Origin of the sequence: Pectobacterium brasiliense (assembly GCF_013449685.1) — a bacterium.
GTDB classification, from domain to species: Bacteria; Pseudomonadota; Gammaproteobacteria; order Enterobacterales; family Enterobacteriaceae; genus Pectobacterium; species Pectobacterium brasiliense_A.
This window is the reverse complement of sequence record NZ_JACDSF010000018.1, coordinates 1-24,918: the sequence shown is the minus strand read 5'-3', so window position 1 is coordinate 24,918 and position 24,918 is coordinate 1. Positions and strand designations below refer to the sequence as shown.

Annotated in this window: 43 protein-coding genes; 6 read left to right on the top strand and 37 right to left on the bottom strand. The window is 48.5% G+C overall.

The annotated features are described in order from the left end of the window. Nucleotides 1–301: 301 nt before the first annotated feature. Nucleotides 302–850 (top strand): gamma carbonic anhydrase family protein, encoded by a 549-nt coding sequence (locus tag H0248_RS09595; protein ID WP_039277415.1) that lies wholly within the window; start codon nt 302–304, stop codon nt 848–850. On the opposite strand, the gene H0248_RS09590 is transcribed toward H0248_RS09595, so the two are convergent. The 6 genes from H0248_RS09590 to dprA are packed head-to-tail and all read right to left on the bottom strand — an operon-like array spanning nt 835 to nt 4,642. Further along, nucleotides 835–1,092, bottom strand: a complete 258-nt coding sequence (locus H0248_RS09590) for a DUF1488 family protein (protein ID WP_039283003.1) — start codon at nt 1,090–1,092, stop codon at nt 835–837. The two genes, H0248_RS09595 and H0248_RS09590, sit on opposite strands and share 16 nt — an antisense overlap. Next, a complete protein-coding gene (aroE, locus tag H0248_RS09585; RefSeq protein ID WP_180785770.1) occupies nt 1,089–1,916 on the bottom strand; it encodes a shikimate dehydrogenase in 828 nt (275 codons plus the stop codon). Before aroE ends, H0248_RS09590 begins: the two co-directional genes overlap by 4 nt. Before the next feature lie 19 nt (nt 1,917–1,935). Then, nucleotides 1,936–2,505, bottom strand: a complete 570-nt coding sequence (gene tsaC / locus H0248_RS09580) for an L-threonylcarbamoyladenylate synthase type 1 TsaC (RefSeq protein ID WP_180785769.1) — start codon at nt 2,503–2,505, stop codon at nt 1,936–1,938. After that, entirely contained in the window at nt 2,498–3,055 is a 558-nt protein-coding gene (locus H0248_RS09575; RefSeq protein ID WP_014916805.1) for a DNA topoisomerase family protein, read from the bottom strand. Before H0248_RS09575 ends, tsaC begins: the two co-directional genes overlap by 8 nt. A gap of 20 nt (nt 3,056–3,075) precedes the next feature. After that, nucleotides 3,076–3,549: a DUF494 family protein gene (locus H0248_RS09570; RefSeq protein WP_010287009.1), complete on the bottom strand. Its 474-nt coding sequence runs from the start codon at nt 3,547–3,549 to the stop codon at nt 3,076–3,078. Then, nucleotides 3,521–4,642: a DNA-protecting protein DprA gene (dprA, locus tag H0248_RS09565; protein ID WP_180785768.1), complete on the bottom strand. Its 1,122-nt coding sequence runs from the start codon at nt 4,640–4,642 to the stop codon at nt 3,521–3,523. Before dprA ends, H0248_RS09570 begins: the two co-directional genes overlap by 29 nt. A gap of 128 nt (nt 4,643–4,770) precedes the next feature. On the opposite strand from dprA, the gene def reads away from it, so the two are divergent. From def to mscL, 5 genes are all read left to right on the top strand, one after another. Further along, nucleotides 4,771–5,283, top strand: a complete 513-nt coding sequence (gene def, locus H0248_RS09560; protein WP_014916807.1) for a peptide deformylase — start codon at nt 4,771–4,773, stop codon at nt 5,281–5,283. A gap of 23 nt (nt 5,284–5,306) precedes the next feature. After that, nucleotides 5,307–6,254, top strand: a complete 948-nt coding sequence (gene fmt, locus H0248_RS09555; protein WP_180785767.1) for a methionyl-tRNA formyltransferase — start codon at nt 5,307–5,309, stop codon at nt 6,252–6,254. A gap of 67 nt (nt 6,255–6,321) precedes the next feature. Further along, nucleotides 6,322–7,611: a 16S rRNA (cytosine(967)-C(5))-methyltransferase RsmB gene (rsmB, locus tag H0248_RS09550; RefSeq protein WP_180785766.1), complete on the top strand. Its 1,290-nt coding sequence runs from the start codon at nt 6,322–6,324 to the stop codon at nt 7,609–7,611. Nucleotides 7,612–7,667: 56 nt separating this feature from the next. Continuing rightward, a complete protein-coding gene (gene trkA, locus H0248_RS09545; protein ID WP_180785765.1) occupies nt 7,668–9,044 on the top strand; it encodes a Trk system potassium transporter TrkA in 1,377 nt (458 codons plus the stop codon). Between the two features lie 91 nt (nt 9,045–9,135). Continuing rightward, the gene (gene mscL, locus H0248_RS09540; RefSeq protein ID WP_180785764.1) at nt 9,136–9,549 is read left to right on the top strand and encodes a large-conductance mechanosensitive channel protein MscL; all 414 of its coding nucleotides are present in this window, start codon (nt 9,136–9,138) and stop codon (nt 9,547–9,549) included. Nucleotides 9,550–9,579: 30 nt separating this feature from the next. On the opposite strand, the gene H0248_RS09535 is transcribed toward mscL, so the two are convergent. The 31 genes from H0248_RS09535 to bfd form a co-directional block, all read right to left on the bottom strand. Then, complete coding sequence (locus H0248_RS09535; protein WP_180785771.1) at nt 9,580–9,792, bottom strand: alternative ribosome-rescue factor A; 213 nt, start codon at nt 9,790–9,792, stop codon at nt 9,580–9,582. A 205-nt stretch (nt 9,793–9,997) separates the two neighbouring features. Beyond that, a complete protein-coding gene (gene rplQ, locus H0248_RS09530; RefSeq protein ID WP_005970246.1) occupies nt 9,998–10,390 on the bottom strand; it encodes a 50S ribosomal protein L17 in 393 nt (130 codons plus the stop codon). 40 nt (nt 10,391–10,430) lie between these two features. After that, nucleotides 10,431–11,420, bottom strand: coding sequence for a DNA-directed RNA polymerase subunit alpha (locus tag H0248_RS09525; protein ID WP_005970247.1), 990 nt, complete (start codon nt 11,418–11,420; stop codon nt 10,431–10,433). 25 nt (nt 11,421–11,445) lie between these two features. Then, on the bottom strand, nt 11,446–12,066 hold the full coding sequence (gene rpsD / locus H0248_RS09520) for a 30S ribosomal protein S4 (RefSeq protein WP_010286047.1): 621 nt from the start codon (nt 12,064–12,066) through the stop codon (nt 11,446–11,448). A 30-nt stretch (nt 12,067–12,096) separates the two neighbouring features. Next, on the bottom strand, nt 12,097–12,486 hold the full coding sequence (gene rpsK / locus H0248_RS09515) for a 30S ribosomal protein S11 (RefSeq protein WP_002919257.1): 390 nt from the start codon (nt 12,484–12,486) through the stop codon (nt 12,097–12,099). Nucleotides 12,487–12,502: 16 nt separating this feature from the next. Continuing rightward, nucleotides 12,503–12,859: a 30S ribosomal protein S13 gene (rpsM, locus tag H0248_RS09510; protein ID WP_010286058.1), complete on the bottom strand. Its 357-nt coding sequence runs from the start codon at nt 12,857–12,859 to the stop codon at nt 12,503–12,505. A 146-nt stretch (nt 12,860–13,005) separates the two neighbouring features. Continuing rightward, nucleotides 13,006–13,122, bottom strand: coding sequence for a 50S ribosomal protein L36 (gene rpmJ, locus H0248_RS09505; RefSeq protein ID WP_002227352.1), 117 nt, complete (start codon nt 13,120–13,122; stop codon nt 13,006–13,008). A 33-nt stretch (nt 13,123–13,155) separates the two neighbouring features. Beyond that, nucleotides 13,156–14,487, bottom strand: coding sequence for a preprotein translocase subunit SecY (gene secY, locus H0248_RS09500; RefSeq protein WP_010286083.1), 1,332 nt, complete (start codon nt 14,485–14,487; stop codon nt 13,156–13,158). Between the two features lie 7 nt (nt 14,488–14,494). Further along, complete coding sequence (gene rplO, locus H0248_RS09495) at nt 14,495–14,929, bottom strand: 50S ribosomal protein L15 (RefSeq protein ID WP_010286086.1); 435 nt, start codon at nt 14,927–14,929, stop codon at nt 14,495–14,497. Between the two features lie 3 nt (nt 14,930–14,932). Next, the gene (gene rpmD / locus H0248_RS09490) at nt 14,933–15,112 is read right to left on the bottom strand and encodes a 50S ribosomal protein L30 (RefSeq protein ID WP_004846568.1); all 180 of its coding nucleotides are present in this window, start codon (nt 15,110–15,112) and stop codon (nt 14,933–14,935) included. A 5-nt stretch (nt 15,113–15,117) separates the two neighbouring features. Continuing rightward, on the bottom strand, nt 15,118–15,618 hold the full coding sequence (rpsE, locus tag H0248_RS09485) for a 30S ribosomal protein S5 (RefSeq protein ID WP_005970257.1): 501 nt from the start codon (nt 15,616–15,618) through the stop codon (nt 15,118–15,120). A 14-nt stretch (nt 15,619–15,632) separates the two neighbouring features. Further along, nucleotides 15,633–15,986: a 50S ribosomal protein L18 gene (gene rplR, locus H0248_RS09480; RefSeq protein ID WP_010286111.1), complete on the bottom strand. Its 354-nt coding sequence runs from the start codon at nt 15,984–15,986 to the stop codon at nt 15,633–15,635. Between the two features lie 9 nt (nt 15,987–15,995). Then, nucleotides 15,996–16,529: a 50S ribosomal protein L6 gene (gene rplF / locus H0248_RS09475; protein WP_005970259.1), complete on the bottom strand. Its 534-nt coding sequence runs from the start codon at nt 16,527–16,529 to the stop codon at nt 15,996–15,998. Between the two features lie 12 nt (nt 16,530–16,541). Next, nucleotides 16,542–16,934 (bottom strand): 30S ribosomal protein S8, encoded by a 393-nt coding sequence (rpsH, locus tag H0248_RS09470; RefSeq protein ID WP_005970261.1) that lies wholly within the window; start codon nt 16,932–16,934, stop codon nt 16,542–16,544. 33 nt (nt 16,935–16,967) lie between these two features. Continuing rightward, complete coding sequence (gene rpsN, locus H0248_RS09465) at nt 16,968–17,273, bottom strand: 30S ribosomal protein S14 (RefSeq protein ID WP_010286114.1); 306 nt, start codon at nt 17,271–17,273, stop codon at nt 16,968–16,970. 13 nt (nt 17,274–17,286) lie between these two features. After that, on the bottom strand, nt 17,287–17,826 hold the full coding sequence (rplE, locus tag H0248_RS09460; protein ID WP_005970265.1) for a 50S ribosomal protein L5: 540 nt from the start codon (nt 17,824–17,826) through the stop codon (nt 17,287–17,289). A gap of 14 nt (nt 17,827–17,840) precedes the next feature. Continuing rightward, nucleotides 17,841–18,155, bottom strand: a complete 315-nt coding sequence (gene rplX / locus H0248_RS09455) for a 50S ribosomal protein L24 (protein WP_005970267.1) — start codon at nt 18,153–18,155, stop codon at nt 17,841–17,843. A 10-nt stretch (nt 18,156–18,165) separates the two neighbouring features. Then, on the bottom strand, nt 18,166–18,537 hold the full coding sequence (rplN, locus tag H0248_RS09450; RefSeq protein ID WP_000613954.1) for a 50S ribosomal protein L14: 372 nt from the start codon (nt 18,535–18,537) through the stop codon (nt 18,166–18,168). Between the two features lie 161 nt (nt 18,538–18,698). After that, the gene (gene rpsQ / locus H0248_RS09445) at nt 18,699–18,953 is read right to left on the bottom strand and encodes a 30S ribosomal protein S17 (RefSeq protein WP_010286161.1); all 255 of its coding nucleotides are present in this window, start codon (nt 18,951–18,953) and stop codon (nt 18,699–18,701) included. After that, on the bottom strand, nt 18,953–19,144 hold the full coding sequence (gene rpmC / locus H0248_RS09440; RefSeq protein WP_014916814.1) for a 50S ribosomal protein L29: 192 nt from the start codon (nt 19,142–19,144) through the stop codon (nt 18,953–18,955). Before rpmC ends, rpsQ begins: the two co-directional genes overlap by 1 nt. Beyond that, nucleotides 19,144–19,554 (bottom strand): 50S ribosomal protein L16, encoded by a 411-nt coding sequence (rplP, locus tag H0248_RS09435; protein ID WP_005970273.1) that lies wholly within the window; start codon nt 19,552–19,554, stop codon nt 19,144–19,146. The genes rpmC and rplP overlap by 1 nt, the downstream gene beginning before the upstream one ends. A gap of 12 nt (nt 19,555–19,566) precedes the next feature. Further along, nucleotides 19,567–20,268 carry a 30S ribosomal protein S3 gene (gene rpsC, locus H0248_RS09430; protein WP_005970274.1) on the bottom strand — a complete coding sequence of 234 codons (702 nt, stop codon included), beginning with the start codon at nt 20,266–20,268 and terminating at the stop codon, nt 19,567–19,569. A 17-nt stretch (nt 20,269–20,285) separates the two neighbouring features. Continuing rightward, the gene (gene rplV / locus H0248_RS09425; RefSeq protein ID WP_005970275.1) at nt 20,286–20,618 is read right to left on the bottom strand and encodes a 50S ribosomal protein L22; all 333 of its coding nucleotides are present in this window, start codon (nt 20,616–20,618) and stop codon (nt 20,286–20,288) included. Nucleotides 20,619–20,632: 14 nt separating this feature from the next. Continuing rightward, nucleotides 20,633–20,911, bottom strand: coding sequence for a 30S ribosomal protein S19 (gene rpsS / locus H0248_RS09420; RefSeq protein WP_004929772.1), 279 nt, complete (start codon nt 20,909–20,911; stop codon nt 20,633–20,635). Between the two features lie 16 nt (nt 20,912–20,927). Next, nucleotides 20,928–21,749, bottom strand: coding sequence for a 50S ribosomal protein L2 (gene rplB, locus H0248_RS09415; protein ID WP_010286179.1), 822 nt, complete (start codon nt 21,747–21,749; stop codon nt 20,928–20,930). 17 nt (nt 21,750–21,766) lie between these two features. Then, complete coding sequence (gene rplW / locus H0248_RS09410; protein ID WP_005970277.1) at nt 21,767–22,069, bottom strand: 50S ribosomal protein L23; 303 nt, start codon at nt 22,067–22,069, stop codon at nt 21,767–21,769. Then, nucleotides 22,066–22,671 (bottom strand): 50S ribosomal protein L4, encoded by a 606-nt coding sequence (gene rplD / locus H0248_RS09405; RefSeq protein ID WP_010286181.1) that lies wholly within the window; start codon nt 22,669–22,671, stop codon nt 22,066–22,068. Before rplD ends, rplW begins: the two co-directional genes overlap by 4 nt. A gap of 10 nt (nt 22,672–22,681) precedes the next feature. Beyond that, nucleotides 22,682–23,311 (bottom strand): 50S ribosomal protein L3, encoded by a 630-nt coding sequence (gene rplC / locus H0248_RS09400; RefSeq protein ID WP_010304941.1) that lies wholly within the window; start codon nt 23,309–23,311, stop codon nt 22,682–22,684. Nucleotides 23,312–23,343: 32 nt separating this feature from the next. Then, nucleotides 23,344–23,655, bottom strand: coding sequence for a 30S ribosomal protein S10 (rpsJ, locus tag H0248_RS09395; RefSeq protein ID WP_001181005.1), 312 nt, complete (start codon nt 23,653–23,655; stop codon nt 23,344–23,346). A 304-nt stretch (nt 23,656–23,959) separates the two neighbouring features. Beyond that, nucleotides 23,960–24,433, bottom strand: coding sequence for a bacterioferritin (gene bfr, locus H0248_RS09390; RefSeq protein ID WP_010304949.1), 474 nt, complete (start codon nt 24,431–24,433; stop codon nt 23,960–23,962). A 72-nt stretch (nt 24,434–24,505) separates the two neighbouring features. Beyond that, nucleotides 24,506–24,700: a bacterioferritin-associated ferredoxin gene (gene bfd / locus H0248_RS09385; protein ID WP_005970281.1), complete on the bottom strand. Its 195-nt coding sequence runs from the start codon at nt 24,698–24,700 to the stop codon at nt 24,506–24,508. Between the last annotated feature and the right edge of the window lie 218 nt (nt 24,701–24,918).

Genomic DNA, 24,918 nt, shown 5'->3' with positions numbered 1-24,918 from the left:
TACGCTTTTCACCTTCAGAGTCAATGCTTATTTTAAAGCGTTTTCTCTTTCTTTATCGACCCAGTTGTGTGTTCACAGCGCCGTGTCGATGGAGGCGCATTATAGGGATCCGTTTTCGTTACACAACAACTTTCTTGATCTTTTTTTCTGTTCGCGTGTTTTTCGACCCTTTCGATGAGATCTTACTCGATCCACACCACTTTTCAGTTGCCGACATCCCATATCTGTCGATATTTTGTCTAAAACGAATCATCAGTATGTGGCAAATAACTACATATGCTAAATAACTACGAGGTTATCGATGAGTGCAAAAACATTCCGTCGTTATAACGGTATTTCTCCCGTTTTAGGCGAAAGGGTCATGGTCGATCATTCCAGCGTGGTGATTGGCAAGGTAACACTAGGCGATGATGTCGGCATCTGGCCCCTTGTCGCCATACGCGGTGATGTTAACTACATTACTGTTGGTGCAAGGAGTAATGTTCAGGACGGTTCTGTACTTCATGTCACCCATTGCTCAGAGAAAAAACCAGAAGGTAATCCGCTTATTATTGGTGAAGACGTCACGGTAGGTCATAAAGCGATGCTGCACGGTTGCCAAATAGGAAATCGGGTTCTGGTCGGGATGGGATCAATACTTCTGGATGGAGCAATTGTTGAAGATGATGTCATGATTGGCGCTGGCAGCTTAGTCCCCCCAGGAAAACGGCTAGAGAAGGGACATCTATACCTCGGTAGCCCAGTCAAAAAAATTCGGCCACTCACACAAGAAGAAATAGAAGGGTTGATTTACTCGGCAAACAACTATGTTCGCTGGAAAGATGAATACCTTGCTCAGGACAACGAGTAACAACCTTCATCATCCCATTCTTCAGCAACGATCATTTGTTCCAGTTCATCTTCAAGATCCCATCGATATTCCCTGAACAGTGCCAGCCACCGTTCAGGGCTATCACCGCCATAGCGTTGCTGGAGCAGCTCAGCACTCACTAAACATTCCTGCAGAAAACCATTCACTAAAACAGGAAAGCGGATCGCCATTACCTTATCATCCCAGCTTTCACGATCGGGAAACTGGATCGCCTGATTCATTTAGCAAGATCCTGCTTTAGTAAAGCAATCACGGGTTCCACATCCGGCATGACACCATGCCAAAGTTTAAACGCATGTGCCGCTTGCCCCACCAGCATTCCCAAACCATCTGCATAATGGAAGGCACCATGCTGTACGCACCATGACAAAAATGGTGTCAGCTGCGGCAGGTAAAACATGTCATAACAGCACGTTTCCGGCGAAATGAGTTCTGTCGGTAAGTTAGGAACGCTGTCGTACATACCAGAAGATGTGGCGTTGATGATCAGATCGAACGATTGACCTTGTAAATCATCGAGAGCAACAGCGTTAATATCACCAATATCACGGAAGATCTTAGCTAAGGCATCGGCCTTGGAAAAGGTCCTATTCGTCAGCACCACTGTACAGCCGTAAGCCAGCAGGGGTTGGATAACACCCCGCGCTGCGCCACCCGCACCAACCAGCAAAACACGATCCAACGGCTTCACCAGCGCCAATCGTTGCAGATCGCTGAGCAAACCAATGCCATCGGTGTTATCGCCAAACAGGCGGCCGTCACTCAATCTCTTCAATGTATTGACCGCACCCGCAAGCGCGGCACACTCGCTACACTCATCGGCTTCAGCAAAGGCACGCTCTTTAAAGGGCGCTGTCACATTCGCCCCACCAGCACCATCACGAAAATACTGGCGCAGCATCTGCTCAAAATTATCCAGAGGCGCCAACACGCGCTGGTACGTCAACGTTATCCCCGTCTGTGCAGCAAATAGCTCATGTATGCGAGGTGATTTACTATGCGCAATCGGGTTGCCAAAAACCGCAAAAGACGTTACTTCAGACACGTTCCTCTCCAACTTGTCGTTACCCCTGACGAATAAGCTCGCCTGTTAATACATCCCTGATTTCTGATGGGTTCATTCTTCCGCCGACATCCCCAACCAGCATAGGAAAATCATCACCAAACTGTAGAGACACTTCCTGAGCCGTGCGGCAAGGCGGTTGACCACTTAAATTGGCACTGGTCGATACCAACGGTTTACCGTAGCGCAGGCACAGTTCCTTGACTAACGGATGATCACTAACACGCACTGCAAGCGAAGAAAATTGGCCCGTTAACCACTGCGGAGTCGTGCGTTTTGCTGGCAATACCCAAGTAACCGGACCTGGCCATGTGGAAAACATCACGGCTTTCTGCTCATCGGATAACGTACTGTCATCAATATAAGGAGCCAGTTGGCTAAAATCTGCCGCAATCAGGATCAACCCTTTTTGCCAAGGGCGTTGTTTTAACGCCAGCAGGCGATTAACCGCCACTTCACTATCAGGATCGCATCCCAACCCAAATACCGCTTCAGTCGGGTATGCAATAACCTGCTCGTTATGTAACTCCCGCAAAACGGGAATCATTCGTTCATCAGACACATCACTCATTCTTATCAACTTCTACCGCTATCGGTTTTCCACATAATTTACTGGCACAAAATAGCTTGATACCTTGTGCCGTTTTTTTCTCAAACAATAAAGCGTAATGGCAAGAAGGGCATTCACCCGCTATCGGCTTATGGTTTAACGTAAACTGGCAATCGGGATAGCGATCGCAAGAATGAAACACCTTGCCGTAGCGAGATTTACGCTGTAACAGCGTGCCTTCATTACACTGTGGACATCGAATCGCCGTATCATCAGGGCGATCGATGGTCTCGGTATGATGGCATTCAGGGTAATTGCCACAGCCGATAAACATCCCATAACGACCTTGGCGTAAGACCAAGGTCGACTGACAAAGCGGACATTGCTGCCCATCTAACACTTTGACGATATGTCCATCAGCTTGTGCTTTCAGCGGGCGAATGAACTCACATTCCGGATACGCAGAACAGCCAAGAAATGGGCCGTGCCGACCAGAACGGATAACCAGCACTGACCCACAGTCTGGACACATTTCCTGTTTTTTTTCAGCAAACAGTGCAGGCTTAGCCATTCGAACTATTATTCCTCTGGCTATTGCACATAACCGTCATTGACCTCAAAGAGTAATTCTTCCATTTGCTGATAGGCATTCTCACAACCAGGTACATTGAAAAGCACCATGAGGATGACCCACTTCAGATCTTCCAGATCAAATTCCGGTGTTTCCAACGCCATGACGCGTTCAATAATCATTTCCCGCGTTTCAAGGTTCAGAACCTGAATTTGCTCAAGGAACAATAAAAAGCCACGACATTCCGCATCAAGACGCTGCGCCTCATCCTGCGTATAGATCCGTATAGCCAGAGGATCGTTCGCTAAATAAAGCGGCGCAGTCTGCCCTTCCTGAATATCAGCCAGTTTTTCCAGCCAACTCAACGCGCTATAGATATCGTTACGATGGAATCCAGCGCGGGTGAGGTCATCAGTTAACGTATCCTGATCGACACGCATTTCAGTTTCATTGTGGATGTAGCTCTCAAACAAGTACATGAGTACGTCGAACATGGCCTGCCCTCCTTAATCGGACATAGCCGCCGGGTACTGCTGCGATCCATCCTGCTAACTCCAGATCTAATAGCTTAGTGACTATCTCTGGCACAGGTTGGCCGGCACGTTCAGCGACAACGTCAACAGGTGTAACCTCATCTCCTACGTTAGCCAACACGTCGGCAAATGGCAATTCGCCATCCTCTTCTTCGTTAGAAATAGTTTGCCCGCTTTCCATCGGCAGCCACTGTAACTCACTCACCAACTGCTCAAGAATATCTTTCGGATGTGTAACCAGGCTGGCTCCTTGCTGGATCAACCAGTGTGTTCCCTCAGTCATCGGGTTGCCAATCGGTCCCGGCAGAGCAAAAACCTCTCGTCCTTGCTCCAAAGCATAACGCGCAGTGACCAGCGACCCACTGCGGATAGTCGCTTCAATGACCAGAACACCCAGCCCTAACCCGCTGATAATACGATTTCTTCTGGGAAAGTTGGTTGGAAAAGGCGGCATCGCGAGGGGAAATTCAGAGACCAACGCGCCACCACCGCCACAGATACGTTCGGCAAGCTTAGCGTGCCGCTTGGGATAAATATTTTTCAACCCGCTTCCCAGCACTGCAATGGTTCGCCCTCCCGCATCCAAAGCAGCGCGATGAGCAATACCATCAATGCCAATCGCTAGCCCACTTGTTACCATGAGTTCATTCGCGGCAAGCTCCTGGGCGAAAAAGTATCCCCAGCGTTCACCGTAAGCACTACTCCCCCGGCTACCAATAATCGATATTTGTGGCGATGCCAGTAACTCAGGAGAGCCAGAAACAAAGAGTAGAAGCGGAAAATCACGAATATTGCTCAATAGAAAAGGATATAAAGCATCTTCACACGTCACGATATGATGATTGGGATAAGACAACCAATTAAGGGTTTCTTCCAGAGTCTTACGATCGTAGGTACAGAATTGGGCTATTTGAGTATCAGACAGGCCTAACGCCCTCAGTAGCTCGTTATCGAACGAGTTTAAGTCAATAAGCTTTCTGACAATCGCCCAAGCACGTCTGGCACCCAGATGCCGTACGCCCGTCATACGTAGCCAGATTTCCGTTGATCGCATCGGTGTCCCTTACTCCGCTCTGTTCAGATAAGTGCTGCAATTCAGTGCCGATGCTGTCAATCGGGGCAGGAAATGTCTAGAATGAGGACTAAGACTCTCTCACTATTCAGATACAGATCTAAACATATATGGCAGTTTTGCAGGTATTACATTTTCCAGACGAGCGGCTCCGCATCACTGCGCAGCCAGTAAAAGAAGTCAATGCAGATATTCAACGTATCGTGGATGATATGTTCGATACCATGTACGAAGAAGAAGGTATTGGGCTGGCTGCGACACAGGTGGATATTCATCAGCGTATTATTGTTATTGACGTCTCTGAAGAACGAGACCAACGACTGGTGCTGATCAATCCCGAGCTGATTGAAAAGAGCGGCGATACGGGCATCGAAGAGGGTTGTCTGTCGATCCCTGAAACGCGTGCGCTGGTTCCTCGTGCAGAGCATGTGAAAGTGCGCGCATTGGATCGTGAAGGTAAGGCGTTCGAACTTGAAGCAAGCGAGCTACTCGCCATTTGTATTCAGCACGAAATGGACCATCTGGTTGGGAAACTGTTTATCGATTACCTTTCCCCGCTTAAACGCCAGCGCATTCGTCAAAAACTGGAAAAACTGGCTAAGCAGAATAGTCGAGCCCGATAATTTTCATCCTGACAGGAAGCACCGTGTCTGATTCTTTACGCATAATCTTTGCCGGAACCCCTGACTTTGCCGCGCGTCACCTCGATGCGCTTTTATCATCGGGTCATGAAGTCGTTGGCGTTTTCACCCAGCCCGATCGTCCAGCAGGCAGGGGCAACAAGCTCACTCCCAGTCCGGTAAAAGTACTGGCAGAGCAGCATAGCATCCCCGTTTTCCAGCCTAAATCTCTGCGGCCGGAAGAAAATCAAGCGATGGTTCAGGCGTTAAATGCCGATGTTATGGTCGTTGTCGCCTACGGATTAATTCTGCCGCAGCCCGTGTTATCCATGCCTCGCCTTGGCTGCATTAATGTTCACGGTTCTCTGTTGCCTCTCTGGCGCGGCGCGGCCCCCATTCAACGTGCATTGTGGGCTGGAGATAGTGAAACCGGCGTGACGATCATGCAAATGGATGTTGGACTCGATACTGGCGCAATGCTGCACAAAATTTCGTGCCCAATCCTGCCACAAGATACCAGCGCAACGTTGTACGATAAACTTGCCGAGCTGGGCCCACGTGGCTTATTGGAAACGCTGGAACAACTTGCTGATGGCAGCGCTGTAGCTGAAACACAAAATGATGCCCTTGCCACCTATGCAGAAAAGCTCAGCAAAGAAGAAGCTCGTCTCAACTGGCAGTTATCTGCCGAGCAGCTTGAACGCTGTATTCGTGCTTTTAATCCTTGGCCAGTCAGCTATTTCATCGTCGATGAACAGCCAGTGAAAGTGTGGAAAGCTGAGGTCATCGCCAAAGCACATGGCTCACAGCCCGGTACAATCATACAGGCAGACAAGCACGGCATTCAGGTAGCAACAGCCGATGGCATCTTGAATATTCAGGAATTGCAGCCCGCAGGCAAAAAAGTCATGGGCGCACAGGATCTGCTTAACTCACGTCGTGAGTGGTTCGTTCCCGGTAATACACTGGACTAATCTATTTTTCATACCGGCACCATGCCGGTATATCCTCTCTCTTTTACGTATACGTCATCGCTAACACATGAAAAGCTCATACAATCTACGCAGTATTGCCGCAAAAGTGGTGGGACAGGTTCTGGATCAGGGACAATCACTCAGTGCCTTATTACCTGTTCATCAGCGTGAAGTCTCCGATAAAGATCGCGCACTTTTGCAAGAGCTTTGCTTCGGCGTATTACGCGTTTTACCGCAGTTGGAATGGTGTATTCAACAACTGATGGCTAAACCTCTGACGGGTAAACAACGCACGCTGCACTACCTCATCATGGTCGGCATCTACCAGCTGCACTACACTCGGATCCCGCCACATGCGGCCCTGGCAGAAACAGTAGAAGGCGCCGTCGCATTAAAGCGGCCACAGCTCAAGGGACTGATTAATGGCGTATTACGCCAATTTCAGCGTCAGCAGGAAGAACTGATTCAACGTGAGGCAACTCACTCATCTCATTACCTGCATCCAAGCTGGCTGCTGGCGCGCATTGAGCGTGCCTATCCACATCATTGGCAAAACATCGTTGAGGCGAATAATCAACGCCCCCCAATGTGGCTACGAGTGAATCGATTACACCACACACGTGAAGCGTATTTAAACTTGTTAGAGCAAGAGGGAATCGAGGCATTTCCTCATGCTGAATACAGCGATGCGATACGACTTACTACTCCCTGTGCGGTCGATCAATTGCCAGGATTTTCACAAGGATGGGCAACCGTACAGGATGCATCGGCTCAAGGTTGCGTCTATTGGCTCGATCCACAAGAGGGCGAACAGATCCTCGATCTCTGCGCTGCACCCGGCGGAAAAACGACACACATTTTAGAAGCTGCGCCAAAGTCTCACGTGCTCGCCGTCGATATTGATGAGGCGCGCCTAAGTCGGGTAAAAGAAAATTTACTGCGATTACAAATGCATGCAGAAGTGAAACAAGGTGATGGGCGTTACCCCGATTCGTGGTGTGAAGGGCGTATGTTTGACCGTATTCTGTTAGATGCCCCTTGTTCCGCCACAGGCGTGATTCGTCGTCATCCTGACATCAAATGGCTACGCCGGGACAGAGATATCGAAGAGTTGGTTGCTCTGCAAAAAGAAATTCTTGACGCCATTTGGCCACATCTCAAAGCAGGTGGCACGATGGTCTACGCCACTTGCTCCATTTTGCCGCAAGAAAACGCTCAACAAGTTACGGATTTCCTGACTCGTCATGCCGATGCAAAACTGGTTGATACAGGAACAAGCGAACTGCCAGGCATACAGATGCTGCCTCATGCTGATGGTGGCGATGGTTTCTTTTATGCGAAGCTGGTAAAAAACTGATATTGAACCCAGTATTGTCTGCAACAGGCAGCAATCAATAAACGGCATGGCTTATTATGAAAATTATCATCCTTGGCGCGGGTCAGGTCGGTGGAACACTGGCAGAAAATCTAGCAGGGGAAAATAACGACATCACTGTCGTTGATACTGATGCAAACCGGTTACGTCAGCTTCAGGATAAGTTTGATCTGCGTGTCGTTACTGGCTATGCCTCTCATCCACGAGTGCTACGTGAAGCAGGGGCTGAAGATGCGGATATGCTGGTCGCCGTTACCAATTCAGATGAAACGAATATGGTGGCCTGTCAGATTGCTTATTCTCTTTTCAAAACACCAAACCGGATCGCTCGCATTCGTGCTGCCGAATACATCCGTGAATCAGAACAGCTTTTTTTACCAGAAGCGGTTCCCATCGATCACTTAATTTCTCCAGAGCAGTTAGTGATCGATAACATTTACAAACTGATCGAATATCCTGGAGCACTTCAGGTCGTCAACTTCGCTGAAGGTAAAGTGAGTCTTGCGGCAGTTAATGCCTACTATGGCGGCCCACTGGTGGGTAATGCCCTCACCTCCCTCCGTGAACACATTCCTCACGTAGATACCCGCGTTGCGGCTATTTTTCGTCACGATCGTCCGATTCGCCCACAGGGTTCCACCATTATCGAAGCTGGAGATGAAGTGTTTTTTGTCGCCGCTTCACAGCATATTCGTGCGGTGATGAGTGAGCTGCAGCGCCTTGAAAAACCGTATAAAAGGATAATGATCGTTGGTGGCGGTAACGTCGGTGCAGGATTAGCGCAGCGGTTAGAAAAAGACTACAGCATCAAGTTGATAGAACGAAATGCAGACCGAGCTGTGGAACTGGCTGAGCTTCTGCAAAATACGGTCGTATTCCATGGCGATGCTTCAGATCAAGAACTCCTCGCCGAAGAGCATATCGAGCAGATCGATGTATTCATCGCCATTACCAACGATGACGAAGCGAATATTATGTCAGCTATGCTGGCTAAACGTATGGGCGCGAAAAAAGTAATGGTACTTATCCAACGTCGGGCTTATGTCGATCTGGTCCAGGGTAGCGTTATCGATGTCGCAATATCCCCACAGCAGGCAACAATTTCTGCGCTACTCAGCCACGTCCGCAAGGTGGATATTGTTAGCGTATCCTCTTTACGTCGTGGGGTCGCCGAAGCAATCGAGGCCATCGCCCATGGGGATGAGGGCACATCGAAAGTTGTCGGCAGAATGATCGAAGATATTAAGCTTCCACCCGGTACAACCATCGGTGCTATCGTTCGCGGTGATGACGTCATCATTGCCAACGCAAATAGCAAAATTGAACAAGGTGATCATGTCATCATGTTCTTGGCCGACAAGAAATTTGTGCCTGATGTTGAACGTCTATTTCAACCAAGTCCCTTCTTTTTATAACGTGGGAAAAGATTTATTGCCCATCGATAATCTGGCAAAGATACGGCTATTGGTTAGAATTAATTTATAAATTTTGGCAAGGAGAACAGATATGAGCATCATCAAAGAATTCAGAGAGTTTGCCATGCGTGGCAACGTTGTCGATTTGGCGGTGGGTGTCATTATTGGTGCAGCTTTTGGCAAAATCGTCTCTTCTCTGGTATCAGATATTATTATGCCGCCACTTGGGCTTTTGATTGGTGGTGTCGATTTTAAACAATTCAGCCTTATTCTCCGTGATGCACAAGGCGAAATTCCTGCCGTTGTCATGAATTATGGCGCTTTCATCCAGAATATTTTCGACTTTATCATCGTCGCTTTTGCGATTTTTATAGCTATCAAGCTTATGAATAAAATGCGCCGTAAACAGGAAGATACTCCTGCCGCCCTACCAAAACCGAGTGCAGAAGAGAAGTTACTAGCTGAAATTCGCGACTTACTAAAAGAACAACAAACTAGACAGTAAGAATTAAGTTTCTACTTAGACTCAGTATCGTTACACAGAAAGTAGAAAGGCCAGTGGTAAATAATCATTTAATTGCTTACCACTGGCCTCCCAATTACCTTTCTTCATGTGCTTCTCTTTCCTACGATAACTTCCTTTCCCTTTTTCATTCACTTCAATTCGTTGACGAAACAGTGGGTCATGTAGCAATGCCTCAATGGCGTTGTCCTGGATTTTCCCACGTTTATGGCGGTATGTGGTCATCATTGCTCCTGAGGAACTCGGCTGGTATGTACAGCAATAAAACGTGCAGAGTATATAGTCGAAATGGGTAGATGAGAATAGGTGGGATGTATTTTCAGCTCACTCAGACACAGGTAGTTGCTTGCCATGTATATTCATGCGAAAGAATGACTTATTTCAGATATAAAAAAACCGGGTTTCCCCGGTTTTTTTACGCTCTTACAGATTACTCTGCAGTAGCCACTTCTTCTGTCTGCGAAACTGAGCGATCAACGAGCTCGATGTATGCCATCGGCGCATTGTCACCAGCACGGAAACCACACTTCAGAATACGAGTGTAACCACCGGCACGGCTCGCGAAACGCGGGCCCAGTTCATTAAACAGTTTTGCCACGATCTCGTTATCACGAGTACGGGCGAATGCCAGACGACGATTAGCAACGCTGTCGGTCTTGGCAAGAGTAATCAGCGGTTCAACAACGCGACGCAGCTCTTTCGCTTTCGGCAGGGTCGTCTTGATGATTTCATGACGAACCAAAGAACTAGCCATGTTACGGAACATAGCCTGACGATGGCTGCTGTTACGGTTCAGTTGACGACCACTCTTACGATGGCGCATGACCTTATCCTTCTCAGTAAAACCTTAACCTGTGATCTGGTTACTCATCAGCAATGCTTGCCGGTGGCCAGTTTTCCAGGCGCATGCCCAGAGACAGACCACGGGAAGCCAGTACGTCTTTAATCTCAGTAAGAGATTTTTTACCAAGGTTAGGCGTTTTGAGCAGCTCAACCTCGGTACGCTGTACCAGATCACCGATGTAGTGGATAGCTTCTGCCTTAAGGCAGTTAGCAGAGCGGACAGTCAATTCCAGATCGTCAACAGGGCGCAGCAGAATCGGATCGAACTCTGGTTTCTCTTCTTTAACTTCTGGCTGACGAACATCACGTAAGTCAACAAAAGCTTCAAGTTGTTCAGCCAGAATGGTAGCCGCACGGCGGATCGCTTCTTCAGGATCGATAGTGCCATTGGTTTCCATTTCGATGACTAGCTTGTCCAGGTCAGTACGCTGTTCTACACGAGCTGCTTCAACATTGTAGGCAATACGCTCTACAGGGCTGTAGCAGGCATCAACTAACAGACGACCAATCGGGCGCTCATCTTCTTCCGTATGAATACGGGCAGATGCCGGCACATAACCACGACCACGCTGAACTTTGATACGCATGCTAATAGATGCGTTTTCATCAGTCAGGTGGCAAATTAAGTGCTGCGGCTTGACGATTTCGACATCACCATCATGGATGATGTCGGCTGCAGTCACAGGGCCAATGCCAGATTTATTCAGGGTAAGAATAACTTCATCTTTGCCTTGAACTCTCACCGCCAGCCCTTTCAGGTTGAGCAGGATTTCCAGGATATCTTCCTGTACGCCTTCTTTGGTGCTGTACTCATGCAGTACACCATCAATCTCAACCTCGGTCACCGCGCAACCTGGCATGGATGAAAGCAGAATACGGCGCAGTGCGTTGCCAAGAGTATGGCCGAAGCCCCGCTCTAATGGCTCAAGGGTCACCTTGGCGTGCGTCGAACTCACTTGCTCGATATCAACCAGGCGCGGTTTTAGAAACTCTGTCACAGAACCCTGCATTGTGTCCTCTCTTTGGTACTAAGCTTTACTTGGAGTAAAGCTCGACGATCAGGTGTTCATTAATGTCCGCAGACAGATCGGTACGTTCAGGAATACGTTTGAACACACCTTCCATCTTGGCAGCATCAACTTCCAGCCAAGTTGGCTTTTCACGCTGTTCAGCCAGCTCCAGAGCGGCTTTCACGCGAGATTGCTTTTTCGCTTTCTCACGGATGCTGACTACGTCATTCGGGGATACCTGATAAGAAGCGATGCTAACAACGCGACCGTTTACCATGATAGCTTTGTGGCTTACCATTTGACGTGCTTCAGCACGAGTGGCACCAAAACCCATACGATAAACAACGTTATCCAGACGACCTTCCAGCAGTTGCAGCAGGTTTGCACCTGTGTTGCCTTTCAGACGTGCAGCTTCTTTATAATAGTTACGGAACTGACGCTCCAGAACACCGTAGATACGGCGAACTTTTTGCTTTTCACGCAACTGTACACCATAGTCAGACAGACGCGGTTTACGCGCACCATGCTGGCCAGGAGCTTGTTCAATTTTACACTTGGAATCGATCGCACGAACACCAGACTTCAGGAACAGGTCGGTGCCTTCACGACGGCTCAGCTTGAGCTTAGGACCCAAATATCTTGCCATTTTCTTTCTCCAACAATCCTAAAAGCGGCGTTATACGCGGCGCTTTTTCGGCGGACGACAACCGTTATGAGGGATCGGAGTCACATCAGTAATATTAGTGATGCGGAAACCAGCCGCGTTCAATGCGCGGATAGTAGACTCACGGCCCGGACCAGGTCCTTTAACCATAACTTCCAGGTTCTTAATACCGTACTCTTTCACGGCCTCTGCGCAACGTTCTGCAGCTACCTGAGCAGCGAACGGCGTAGATTTACGAGAACCACGGAAGCCGGAACCACCGGCAGTTGCCCAACCCAGCGCATTACCCTGACGATCAGTAATGGTTACGATGGTGTTGTTGAAAGAAGCATGGATATGAGCCACACCGTCAGAGACTTGCTTTCTTACACGCTTACGTGCACGAATAGGTGCCTTTGCCATTATTCAATCACCCCGATTATTTCTTGATCGGTTTGCGCGGACCCTTACGGGTACGGGCGTTAGTCTTGGTACGCTGACCGCGAACCGGCAGACCACGACGATGACGCAAACCACGATAAGTACCAAGGTCCATAAGACGCTTGATGCTCAGGGTAACTTCACGACGCAGATCACCTTCTACAACAAACTTGGCAACTTCGTCACGCAGCTTATCGATTTGCTCTTCAGACAGCTCACTGATCTTAACATCTTCGGCAATCCCTGTTGCAGCACAAATAGCCTGCGACCGGGTTTTACCGATACCGAAAATCGACGTTAACGCAATAACGGTATGTTTATGATCAGGAATGTTAATGCCTGCTATACGGGCCACTATGCACTCCTACAATTTTATACAGCAACACCATTCTGAAAAGCCCGTTTTCAGGATACTCAAATAATGTTGCAGCTACATACAAAAGATTGGCTGGCTAATCTAGCCAGCTCAATCCAACTTTGCAAGAAAAATATGCGAGATAATCAGCCTTGACGCTGTTTATGCTTCGGCTCGGCACTGCAGATCACACGAACGACACCGTTACGCTTAACAATCTTACAGTTACGACATAATTTCTTGACGGAAGCACGAACTTTCATTTTTACTCTCCGTAACTTCTCAAGCTCACCTAATTAACGGTTATAGCCTTTCAGGTTTGCTTTCTTCAATGCAGACTCATATTGACTCGACATCATTAGAGTTTGCACTTGAGCCATAAAGTCCATGATGACGACAACAACGATCAATAAAGATGTACCCCCGAAATAGAAAGGTACTTTCATTGCGTCACGCATAAACTCCGGGATCAGGCAGATAAAAGTAATATACATCGCACCAATCAGAGTCAGGCGAGTCATCACTTTATCGATATATTTCGCCGTTTGCTCTCCCGGACGAATTCCTGGCACGAATGCACCGGACTTCTTCAGGTTATCTGCTGTTTCGCGCGGGTTGAAAACCAACGCAGTGTAGAAGAAACAGAAGAAGATGATTGCAGACGCATAGAGTAACACATAAAGCGGCTGTCCGGGCTGCAAATACAGCGAAATAGTTGTCAGCCAGTTCCAACCGGTACCGCCCCCAAACCAAGATGCAATCGTAGCTGGGAACAGAATAATACTGGAGGCGAAAATTGCAGGGATAACCCCAGCCATGTTCACTTTCAGCGGTAAATGCGTACTCTGTGCTGCATAAACACGACGCCCCTGTTGACGTTTTGCATAGTTAACGACAATACGACGTTGACCACGCTCAACGAAAACAACGAAGAAGGTTACTGCAAACACTAAAACTGCAACCAACAGCAACAGGAGGAAGTGCAGGTCGCCTTGCCGAGCTTGCTCGATAGTATGGCCAATGGCCGGCGGTAGCCCCGCAACAATACCAGCGAAGATTATGATCGAGATACCGTTACCGATACCACGTTCCGTAATCTGTTCTCCCAGCCACATCAGGAACATTGTCCCAGTAACTAGGCTCACAACAGCGGTAAAGTAGAAAGCAAAACCTGGATTTATCACCAAGTCTTGCATTCCAGGCATATTCGGCAAACCGGTAGCAATACCGATTGACTGGAATATAGCCAATACCAAGGTACCATAACGGGTATACTGGCTGATCTTACGACGGCCAGCTTCCCCTTCTTTCTTTATTTCAGCCAACGCGGGATGAACCACCGTCAGCAACTGGATAATAATCGATGCCGAAATATACGGCATAATACCCAGTGCAAAGATAGAAGCACGGCTGAGAGCACCACCAGAGAACATGTTAAACATTTCAATGATGGTGCCTCGCTGCTGTTCAAGCAATTTGGCAAGCACAGTGGCATCAATACCAGGAATTGGGATAAAAGAGCCAATACGGAAAACAATTAGCGCACCGATAACAAACAAAAGTCTGCGCTTCAGTTCACCAACTCCGCCTTTAGCACTTTGAAAATCTAATCCTGGTTGCTTAGCCATCTGCTACTTATTCCTCAATTTTACCGCCAGCAGTTTCGATAGCAGCACGAGCACCTTTAGTGACACGCAGACCACGAATCGTTACCGGACGAGCAACTTCACCAGACAGAATCACTTTCGCGAACTCAATCTGAATGCCAATAACATTAGCGGCTTTCAGCGTATTCAGGTCAACCACGTCGCCTTCTACTTTAGCTAAATCAGACAGACGAACTTCTGCCGTGATCATCGCTTTGCGAGAAGTAAAACCGAATTTCGGCAGACGACGATATAAAGGCATCTGACCACCTTCAAAACCACGACGCACGCCACCGCCAGAACGAGAGTTCTGACCTTTGTGACCACGACCACTGGTTTTGCCCAGGCCAGAACCAATACCACGACCTAAACGCTTCGGTGCGTGTTTAGCACCTTCGGCCGGAGACAGAGTATTTAAACGCATCTGTTACTCCTCTACTTTAACCATGTAGGAAACCGCGTTGACCATACCGCGAACCGCAGGAGTATCCTCACGTTCAACTGTATGACCAATACGACGCAGACCCAGGCCAAGCAGTGTCGCCTTATGTTTCGGCAGACGACCGATTGCACTACGGGTTTGAGTAATTTTAATAGTCTTTGCCACGGTCATTACCCCAGAATTTCTTCAACGGATTTACCACGCTTGGCAGCGACCATTTCTGGGGACTTCATATTTGCCAAACCATCAATCGTTGCACGAACCACGTTAATCGGGTTAGTGGAACCATAGGCTTTAGCCAATACGTTGTGAACCCCTGCAACTTCCAAAACGGCGCGCATTGCACCACCGGCAATAATACCGGTACCTTCGGAAGCTGGCTGCATGAACACACGAGAACCCGTGTGAGCACCTTTAACTGGGTGCTGCAGGGTGCCGTTGTTCAGCGCGACATTCATCATATTGCGACGGGCTTTTTCCATCGCTTTCTGGATCGCTGCTGGAACTTCGCGAGCTTTACCGTAACCAAAACCAACGCGGCCGTTGCCATCACCCACTACAGTCAGTGCGGTGAAGCTGAAAATACGACCACCTTTAACGGTTTTAGATACGCGATTTACCGCGATCAGCTTTTCCTGCAGTTCGCCAGCTTGTTTCTCGATGTGAGCCATCTTACACCTCTACCTTAGAACTGAAGGCCAGCTTCACGGGCAGCATCTGCCAGTGCTTGGACTCGACCATGATATTGGAAACCGGAACGGTCGAAAGAGACATCTTTAATGCCTTTTTCTAACGCGCGTTCTGCAATAGCTTTACCTATTGCACTTGCTGCGTCTTTATTACCGGTAGACTTCAGTTGTTCAGCGATAGCTTTTTCTACAGTAGAAGCGGCTACCAGGACTTCAGAACCGTTCGGTGCAATGACCTGCGCATAAATATGGCGTGGAGTACGATGTACCACCAGACGCGTCGCACCCAGTTCCTGGAGCTTGCGGCGTGCGCGGGTCGCACGACGGATACGAGCTGCTTTCTTATCCATAGTGTTACCTTACTTCTTCTTAGCCTCTTTGGTACGCACGACTTCGTCGGCGTAACGGACACCCTTGCCTTTATAAGGCTCAGGACGACGGTAGGCGCGTAATTCCGCAGCAACCTGACCAATAACCTGCTTATCAGCACCTTTCAGTACGATTTCAGTTTGGCTTGGGCATTCTGCAGTAATACCTGCCGGCAGTGCATGCTCTACTGGATGAGAAAACCCGAGAGACAGGTTAACCACGTTGCCTTTAACAGCAGCACGGTAACCAACACCAACCAGTTGCAGCTTCTTAGTGAAGCCTTCGGTAACACCGATAACCATTGCGTTCAACAGAGCACGAGTGGTACCCGCTTGGGCCCATCCGTCAACAAAACCTTCGCGCGGAGCGAAAGTCAGAGCGTTGTCAGCTTGTTTCACTTCAACAGCATCATGGATCTTACGACTCAGCTCGCCGTTTTTACCCTTAATCGAAACATCCTGACCGTTGAGTTTTACCTCTACGCCGGCAGGAATGACGACGGGTGCTTTTGCAACACGAGACATTTTTCCTCCCGATTAAGCTACGTAGCAGATAATCTCGCCACCAAGACCAGCCTGGCGAGCTGCACGATCAGTCATAACACCTTTAGAGGTAGAAACAACTGCGATACCTAAACCGGCCATAACTTTTGGCAGCTCATCTTTTCTTTTATAGATGCGCAGACCTGGACGGCTTACTCGCTGAATGCTTTCTACCACTGCCTTGCCCTGGAAATATTTAAGTTCTAATTCCAGAACTGGCTTGGTGTCGCCTTCGATTTTGAAATCTTCAATGTAACCTTCTTCCTTCAGCACGTTGGCAATTGCCACTTTCAGCTTGGAGGAAGGCATGGTGACCGCAACTTTGTTCGCGGCTTGACCGTTACGGATACGGGTCAGCATATCCGCGATCGGATCTTGCATGCTCATCTGTCTTTACTCCCGTGATTCAATTGGTGACAATTACCAGCTAGCCTTTTTCAGACCCGGAATTTCACCGCGCATAGCGGCTTCACGGACCTTGATACGGCTCAACCCGAACTTCCGCAGGAAAGCGTGCGGACGACCAGTTTGGCGGCAGCGGTTACGCTGACGAGACGGGCTGGAATCACGCGGCAGAGTCTGCAGCTTAAGAACTGCATCCCAACGATCTTCGTCAGATGAGTTCACACCAGAGATGATAGCTTTCAATTCCTCGCGTTTAGCGCGGTATTTTTCAGCCAGTTTCACACGAACAACTTCGCGTGCTTTCATGGATTGCTTAGCCATTAGTAACCCTACCTTACTTGCGGAATGGGAAGTTAAAGGCGGCCAATAGCGCACGGCCTTCATCATCGGATTTCGCAGTGGTGGTAATGGTAATGTCCAAACCACGAACGCGATCGACTTTATCGTAGTCGATTTCCGGGAAGATGATCTGCTCACGCACACCCATGCTGTAATTACCACGACCATCGAATGACTTAGCGGACAAGCCACGGAAGTCACGAATACGCGGTACAGCAATGGAAATCAGACGCTCAAGGAACTCCCACATGCGTTCGCCACGCAGAGTTACTTTACAGCCGATCGGATAGCCCTGACGGATTTTGAAGCCTGCAACAGATTTGCGTGCTTTGGTGATCAACGGTTTTTGACCGGAGATTGCTGCCAGATCAGCTGCTGCGTTATCCAGCAGTTTCTTGTCAGCGATCGCTTCACCAACACCCATATTCAGGGTGATCTTCTCGACCCGAGGGACTTGCATGACAGAATTGTAGTTAAACTCAGTCATGAGTTTTTTAACTACTTCGTCTTTGTAGTAATCATGCAGTTTCGCCATCGTACTACTCCAAATTACTTGATAGTTTCGCTATTAGATTTAAAGAAACGGACTTTTTTTCCGTCTTCGAATCTAAAGCCTACACGGTCAGCCTTACCAGTTGCCGCATTGAAGATTGCAAGGTTAGAAACTTGAATTGCAGCTTCTTTTTCAACGATGCCACCTGGTTGGTTCAGGGCCGGAACCGGCTTCTGATGTTTTTTAACCAGGTTAATACCTTCAACAATGACCTTACTAGCAGACAGGACATTTTTTACTTTACCGCGCTTACCTTTATCTTTACCGGTTAGCACAATAACTTCGTCATCACGACGGATTTTCGCTGCCATGATTCGCTCCTTAAAGTACTTCTGGTGCCAGAGAGATAATTTTCATGAACTTCTCATTACGCAGTTCACGAGTTACCGGCCCAAAAATACGCGTACCGATAGGCTGTTCGCTGTTATTGTTTAAAATAACGCAAGCATTGCCATCGAAGCGAATGACAGAACCGTCCGGGCGACGAACACCCTTCTTGGTGCGCACCACTACCGCCTTCAGAACATCGCCTTTCTTCACCTTACCGCGAGGAATTGCTTCCTTGATGGTAATTTTGATGATATCGCCGACGCCTGCGTAGCGACGGTGCGAGCCACCTAGAACCTTGATACACATTACGCGACGTGCACCGGAATTATCGGCCACGTTCAGCATAGTCTGTTCTTGGATCATTTTAGTGCTCCGCTTGTCAACTACTACTCTAGGACCCTTTCGGGCCATTAAATACCCCATAATTGAGGGCGCAGCATTATAACACCGCTTCCTTGGTATGGGTAGAAAAAATAAACGGCCCTTTGCAGAGCCGTTTATCATAAGAGAAGAGCGCTACTTTATTACAGAATCGCTTTCTCTACAACGCGAACAAGTGTCCAAGACTTATTTTTGGACAGCGGACGGCATTCGCGGATTTCAACCACGTCACCGATACCGCATTCATTGTTCTCGTCATGTACGTGCAGCTTAGTCGTACGCTTAATGAATTTACCGTAAAGCGGGTGTTTCACAAAACGTTCGATAGCAACAACCATGGATTTCTCCATTTTGTCGCTTACAACACGACCTTGCAGAGTACGGATTTTATCAGTCATTACGCACCCGCCTTCTCAGTCAGTAAAGTCTTAACACGTGCAATATTCTGACGCACTTGTTTTACCAGGTGAGTCTGTTGCAACTGACCACTGGCAGCCTGCATACGCAGGTTAAATTGCTCGCGCAGCAGGCCGAGCAGTTCAGTGTTCAGCTCTTCGACGCTTTTTTCACGCAGCTCATTTGCTTTCATTACATCACCGTCTTAGTTACAAAGGTGGTTTTGATAGGCAGTTTCGCTGCTGCCAGTTGGAATGCCTCACGGGCTAACTCTTCCGGCACACCGTCCATTTCGTACAGGACTTTACCTGGCTGAATCAAGGCAACCCAATATTCCACGTTACCTTTACCTTTACCCATACGAACTTCAAGCGGTTTCTCGGTGATCGGTTTGTCCGGGAATACACGGATCCAGATCTTACCTTGACGCTTAACAGCACGAGTCATGGCACGACGTGCAGCTTCGATTTGACGAGCAGTCAGGCGACCGCGGCCAACAGCTTTCAGACCGAAAGTGCCGAAGCTAACATCCGTACCCTGCGCCAGACCACGGTTGCGGCCCTTGTGCACCTTACGGAATTTTGTACGCTTTGGTTGTAACATCAGCGACTCTCCTTACTTGCGGCCTTTACGCTGCTGCTTTTTAGGTTGAGCAGCCGGTTTTTCCGGTTGTTCAACGGCAGCCATACCACCCAGGATCTCACCTTTGAAGATCCACACTTTCACACCGATAACACCATAAGTGGTGTGCGCTTCGGAGGTGTTGTAGTCGATATCCGCACGCAGTGTATGCAATGGAACACGACCTTCACGGTACCATTCGGTACGCGCGATTTCAGCGCCGCCAAGACGGCCACTTACTTCAACTTTAATACCTTTAGCGCCCAGACGCATGGCGTTCTGTACCGCACGCTTCATAGCACGGCGGAACATCACACGACGCTCCAGCTGAGAAGTGATGCTGTCAGCAACCAGTTTTGCGTCCAGTTCAGGTTTACGAACTTCTGCGATATTGATCTGTGCAGGTACGCCAGCGATATCCGCTACGACTTTGCGCAGTTTTTCAACATCTTCACCTTTTTTACCGATCACGATACCCGGGCGAGCAGTGTGAATAGTCACACGAATGCTTTTTGCCGGACGTTCGATAACGATACGAGAAACGGAAGCCTTCTCCAGTTCCTTCGTCAGGTATTTACGAACTTTAAAATCGCTGTCCAGGTTGTCAGCGAATTCTTTGGTATTCGCATACCAGGTAGAGTTCCAAGGTTTGACAATACCCAGGCGAATACCATTAGGATGTACTTTCTGACCCATTGCTAGTCTCCAGAGTCTCAGCGATCGGACACAACCACAGTAATGTGGCTGGTACGCTTCAGGATGCGATCCGCACGACCTTTAGCACGCGGCATAATGCGCTTCATGCTTGGGCCTTCGTCAACGAAGATTTTCGCGACTTTCAGATCATCAATGTCAGCGCCATCGTTGTGTTCTGCGTTAGCAATAGCAGACTCCAGCACTTTTTTAACCAGACCAGCAGCTTTCTTGTTGGTGTAGGTCAGAACTTCCAGAGCTTGCGACACTTTCTTACCGCGAATCAGGTCTGCCACCAGGCGAACCTTTTGAGCAGAAGAACGAGCGTGGCAATGTTTAGCGATAGTTTCCATCTCTTCCTCCTACCTTAGCGCTTCTTGGCCTTTTTGTCGGCCGCATGGCCGCGATAAGTACGAGTCGGCGCGAATTCACCCAGTTTGTGACCGACCATTTCATCGGAAACAAACACCGGAACGTGCTGACGACCATTATGGACAGCGATGGTCAAACCGATCATATTTGGAAAGATCGTTGAACGACGGGACCAAGTGCGCAAAGGCTTCTTGTCTCCGCTTTCCACCGCTTTCTCTACCTTCTTCAGCAAGTGCAGGTCAATAAATGGACCTTTCTTGAGAGAACGTGGCATGGTTTATCCTCTAAGATTATTTAGTACGGCGACGTACGATAAATTTATCAGTACGCTTGTTGCTGCGGGTCTTCTTACCTTTGGTCTGAACGCCCCACGGACTAACCGGGTGCTTACCAAAGTTACGACCTTCACCACCACCGTGTGGGTGGTCGACTGGGTTCATTGCCGTACCGCGAACGGTAGGACGAACACCACGCCAGCGTGCAGCACCAGCTTTACCCAGAACGCGAAGCATGTGCTCAGCGTTGCCAACTTCGCCCAGCGTAGCGCGGCAGTCGGATTCGACTTTACGCATTTCGCCAGAACGCAGACGCAGGGTAACGTAAGAACCGTCACGAGCAACGATCTGAACGTAAGCACCAGCAGAACGAGCCAATTGGCCGCCTTTACCTGGTTTCATTTCTACGTTATGAACCGTTGAACCGACTGGAATGTTACGCATCGGCAGGGTGTTACCCGCTTTAATCGCAGCATCAACGCCAGATTGAATCTGGTCGCCGGCTTTCAGGCCTTTCGGCGCCAGGATGTAACGACGTTCGCCGTCTTTGTACAGAACCAGCGCGATATTCGCGGAACGGTTCGGATCATACTCCAGACGCTCAACAACCGCAGGAATACCGTCTTTATTACGTTTGAAGTCAATCAGACGATATTGCTGTTTGTGACCACCACCGATGTGACGGGTAGTGATGCGGCCATTGTTGTTACGGCCACCGGATTTGCTGTTCTTTTCCAGCAACGGGGCATAAGGCTTGCCCTTGTGCAGCTCAGGGTTAACCACTTTAACAACGTGGCGACGACCCGGAGATGTCGGTTTACATTTAACAACTGCCATTGTCTTTCTCCTCCGACTTACTCAGCGCCGCCGATGAAGTCCAGATTCTGGCCTTCTTTCAGGGTGACGTAAGCTTTTTTCCAGTCGCTGCGACGACCAATACGCTGTCCGTGACGCTTAACTTTACCCTTAACTACCAGGGTGTTTACGTCTTTAACTTCTACTTCGAACAGTTTCTCTACAGCAGCAACGATCTCTGCTTTAGTCGCGTCTTTAGCAACTTTGAGAACGATGGTGTTAGTTTTTTCCATCGCGGTAGATGCTTTTTCAGATACGTGCGGCGCGCGCAGTACTTTCAGCAGACGTTCTTCACGGATCATGCCAGCATCTCCTCAACTTGCTTAACTGCATCAGCAGTCATAACGACTTTGTCGAAGGCGATCAAGCTAACTGGGTCGATACCTGCTGCATCACGCACGTCAACCTTGTACAGGTTACGCGCAGCCAGGAACAGATTTTCATCCAGTTCACCGGTGATGATCAACACGTCTTCCAGTGCCATTTCTTTCAGTTTCTGTGCCAGCAACTTAGTTTTCGGTGCTTCCACAGAGAACGTCTCGACAACGATCAGACGATCTTGACGTACCAATTCGGACAGAATGCTTTTCAGCGCGCCGCGGTACATCTTTTTGTTAACTTTCTGACTGTGATCCTGTGGCTTAGCAGCGAAGGTCACACCACCGGAACGCCAGATCGGGCTCTTAGCAGAACCAGAACGCGCACGGCCAGTACCTTTCTGACGCCAAGGTTTTTTACCGGAACCAGTTACTTCAGCACGGGTCTTCTGGGCGCGAGTACCTTGACGGGCACCTGCTGCATAAGCAACAACAACCTGATGTACCAGCGCTTCGTTGAAATCACGACCGAAGGTAGTTTCGGAAACAGTCAGCGCGCTTTGCGCGTCTTTCAATACTAATTCCATTGCTATCTCCTCACGCCTTCACAGCTGGTTTAACGATCAGGTCGCTACCGGTAGCTCCCGGAACAGCACCTTTAACCAGCAGCAGGTTGCGCTCAGCGTCAACACGCACTACGTCCAGGCTCTGAACGGTTACACGCTCGTTACCCAGCTGGCCTGCCATTTTCTTGCCTTTGAACACTTTGCCCGGAGTCTGGTTCTGACCGATAGAACCCGGAACGCGGTGGGACAAGGAGTTACCGTGAGTAGCATCCTGAGTACGGAAATTCCAGCGCTTAACTGTGCCAGCAAAACCTTTACCTTTAGATGTACCAGTAACGTCTACTTTTTTAACGTCTGCGAAAATTTCGACACTGATGCTCTGACCTACAGTGAACTCTTCGCCTTCAGAAAGACGGAATTCACGCAGAGTACGGCCAGCTTCTACGCCAGCTTTAGCAAAGTGACCTGCTTCTGGCTTAGTAACACGGTTTGCTTTTTTAGCACCAGTAGTCACTTGCACAGCGCGGTAACCGTCGTTAGCCAGGTCTTTAACCTGAGTTACGCGGTTTGCTTCAATTTCGATAACGGTTACGGGGATAGATACGCCATCTTCAGTGAAGATACGGGTCATGCCCACTTTTTTACCGACTAAACCAATCATTGTTTCAACCTCTCAATCGCTCAATGACCTGATTAACCCAGGCTGATCTGCACGTCTACACCAGCAGCCAGATCCAGACGCATCAGAGCATCAACGGTTTTCTCGGTTGGCTCAACGATGTCAACCAGACGCTTGTGAGTGCGAATCTCGTACTGATCGCGCGCATCTTTATTGACGTGCGGAGAAATCAGAACGGTAAAGCGCTCTTTGCGGGTCGGCAGCGGGATCGGACCACGTACTTGCGCACCAGTGCGCTTAGCAGTCTCGACGATTTCCGCAGTTGATTGATCAATCAGACGATGATCAAACGCTTTCAGGCGGATACGGATTCTTTGGTTCTGCATGAGACCAGAGCTCCAATTATTTATAAACGTAAATGATTACTCCTCACACCCATTTCGATTGATGGGGGAGTGTAATCGTCAGCACATAACCCCCATATCGGGAGTATTGTTTTGGTCAATAAATCAATATTGGCCGTCTGATTCAGATTGAATCAGGCTTACCTAGATTCGGTAAGCTCGCGCATTATACGCAAATTGGCTGGGGAAGCAATAATCAGGATGAAATGATTTTAACGCGGCCGGAACAATGTGCACAGTCCGGCCGAATTGGGACATAAATTACATAGCAGGCTATGATAATCAGTTACTCAGCTTTTAGCTGAGCTTGAAGATAGTTTTGTATACCAAGACGTGAAATCAAGTCTAATTCTGTCTCCAGCCAGTCGATGTGCCCTTCTTCATCGGCAAGAATTTCTATCATTAAATCTCTACTGACGTAGTCATGTACCGAATCAGCATAGGCAATTGCCTCACGCAAACTCTTTGCGCCATCCAATTCAAGTTGAAGATCAGAACGTAAGATCTCCTCGACATCCTCGCCAATGTTCAACTTACCCAAATCCTGTAGATTCGGGATGCCTTCGAGAAACAGGATTCGTTCGATGTAGCGATCAGCATGTTTCATTTCGTCAATAGACTCATGATATTCGTGATCGTTAAGACGGGTTAAGCCCCAGTTTTTAAACATTCGGGCATGAAGAAAATATTGGTTAATGGCTACCAGCTCGTTGCCCAATAGCTTATTCAGGTGTGTGATGACTTTTTTATCGCCTTTCATGACATGCTCCTCCGCTCCAGTTCTTAAAGTGTAGAACTGGTCAGCAAAGAGTCAAAAAAACGATCCTACATTTTATGCTACTTCATACATGTCAGGAATTTTAGCCTGCTCTTCCTCAAAAATAACACGCGCCTGACGAATACATTTTCCGCAATCGGTCCCAATAGGAACGAGCTTGCGTAATTGTTGCATAGATTGAGGCTGGTGCTGACGAACAGCATTACGAATGACTTTGTCAGAAATCGCGTTGCACAAACAAACATACATATCAGAATGACTCATTGTTATTGCGAGTGTCTTTCGCACTACCTTTCAGGACACTACAACTAGCATTTGAAACCGCGCCTAGCGATTTTTTAACCAACTGAGTTATTCTAAATAAGAATTATTTTTATTTCAATTTCCATCTAATCATTCGGACGTAAAAAAAGGCACCGAAGTGCCTTTTTCATGCATTAAGTTTATCAGCGATTAAGCGATAACTT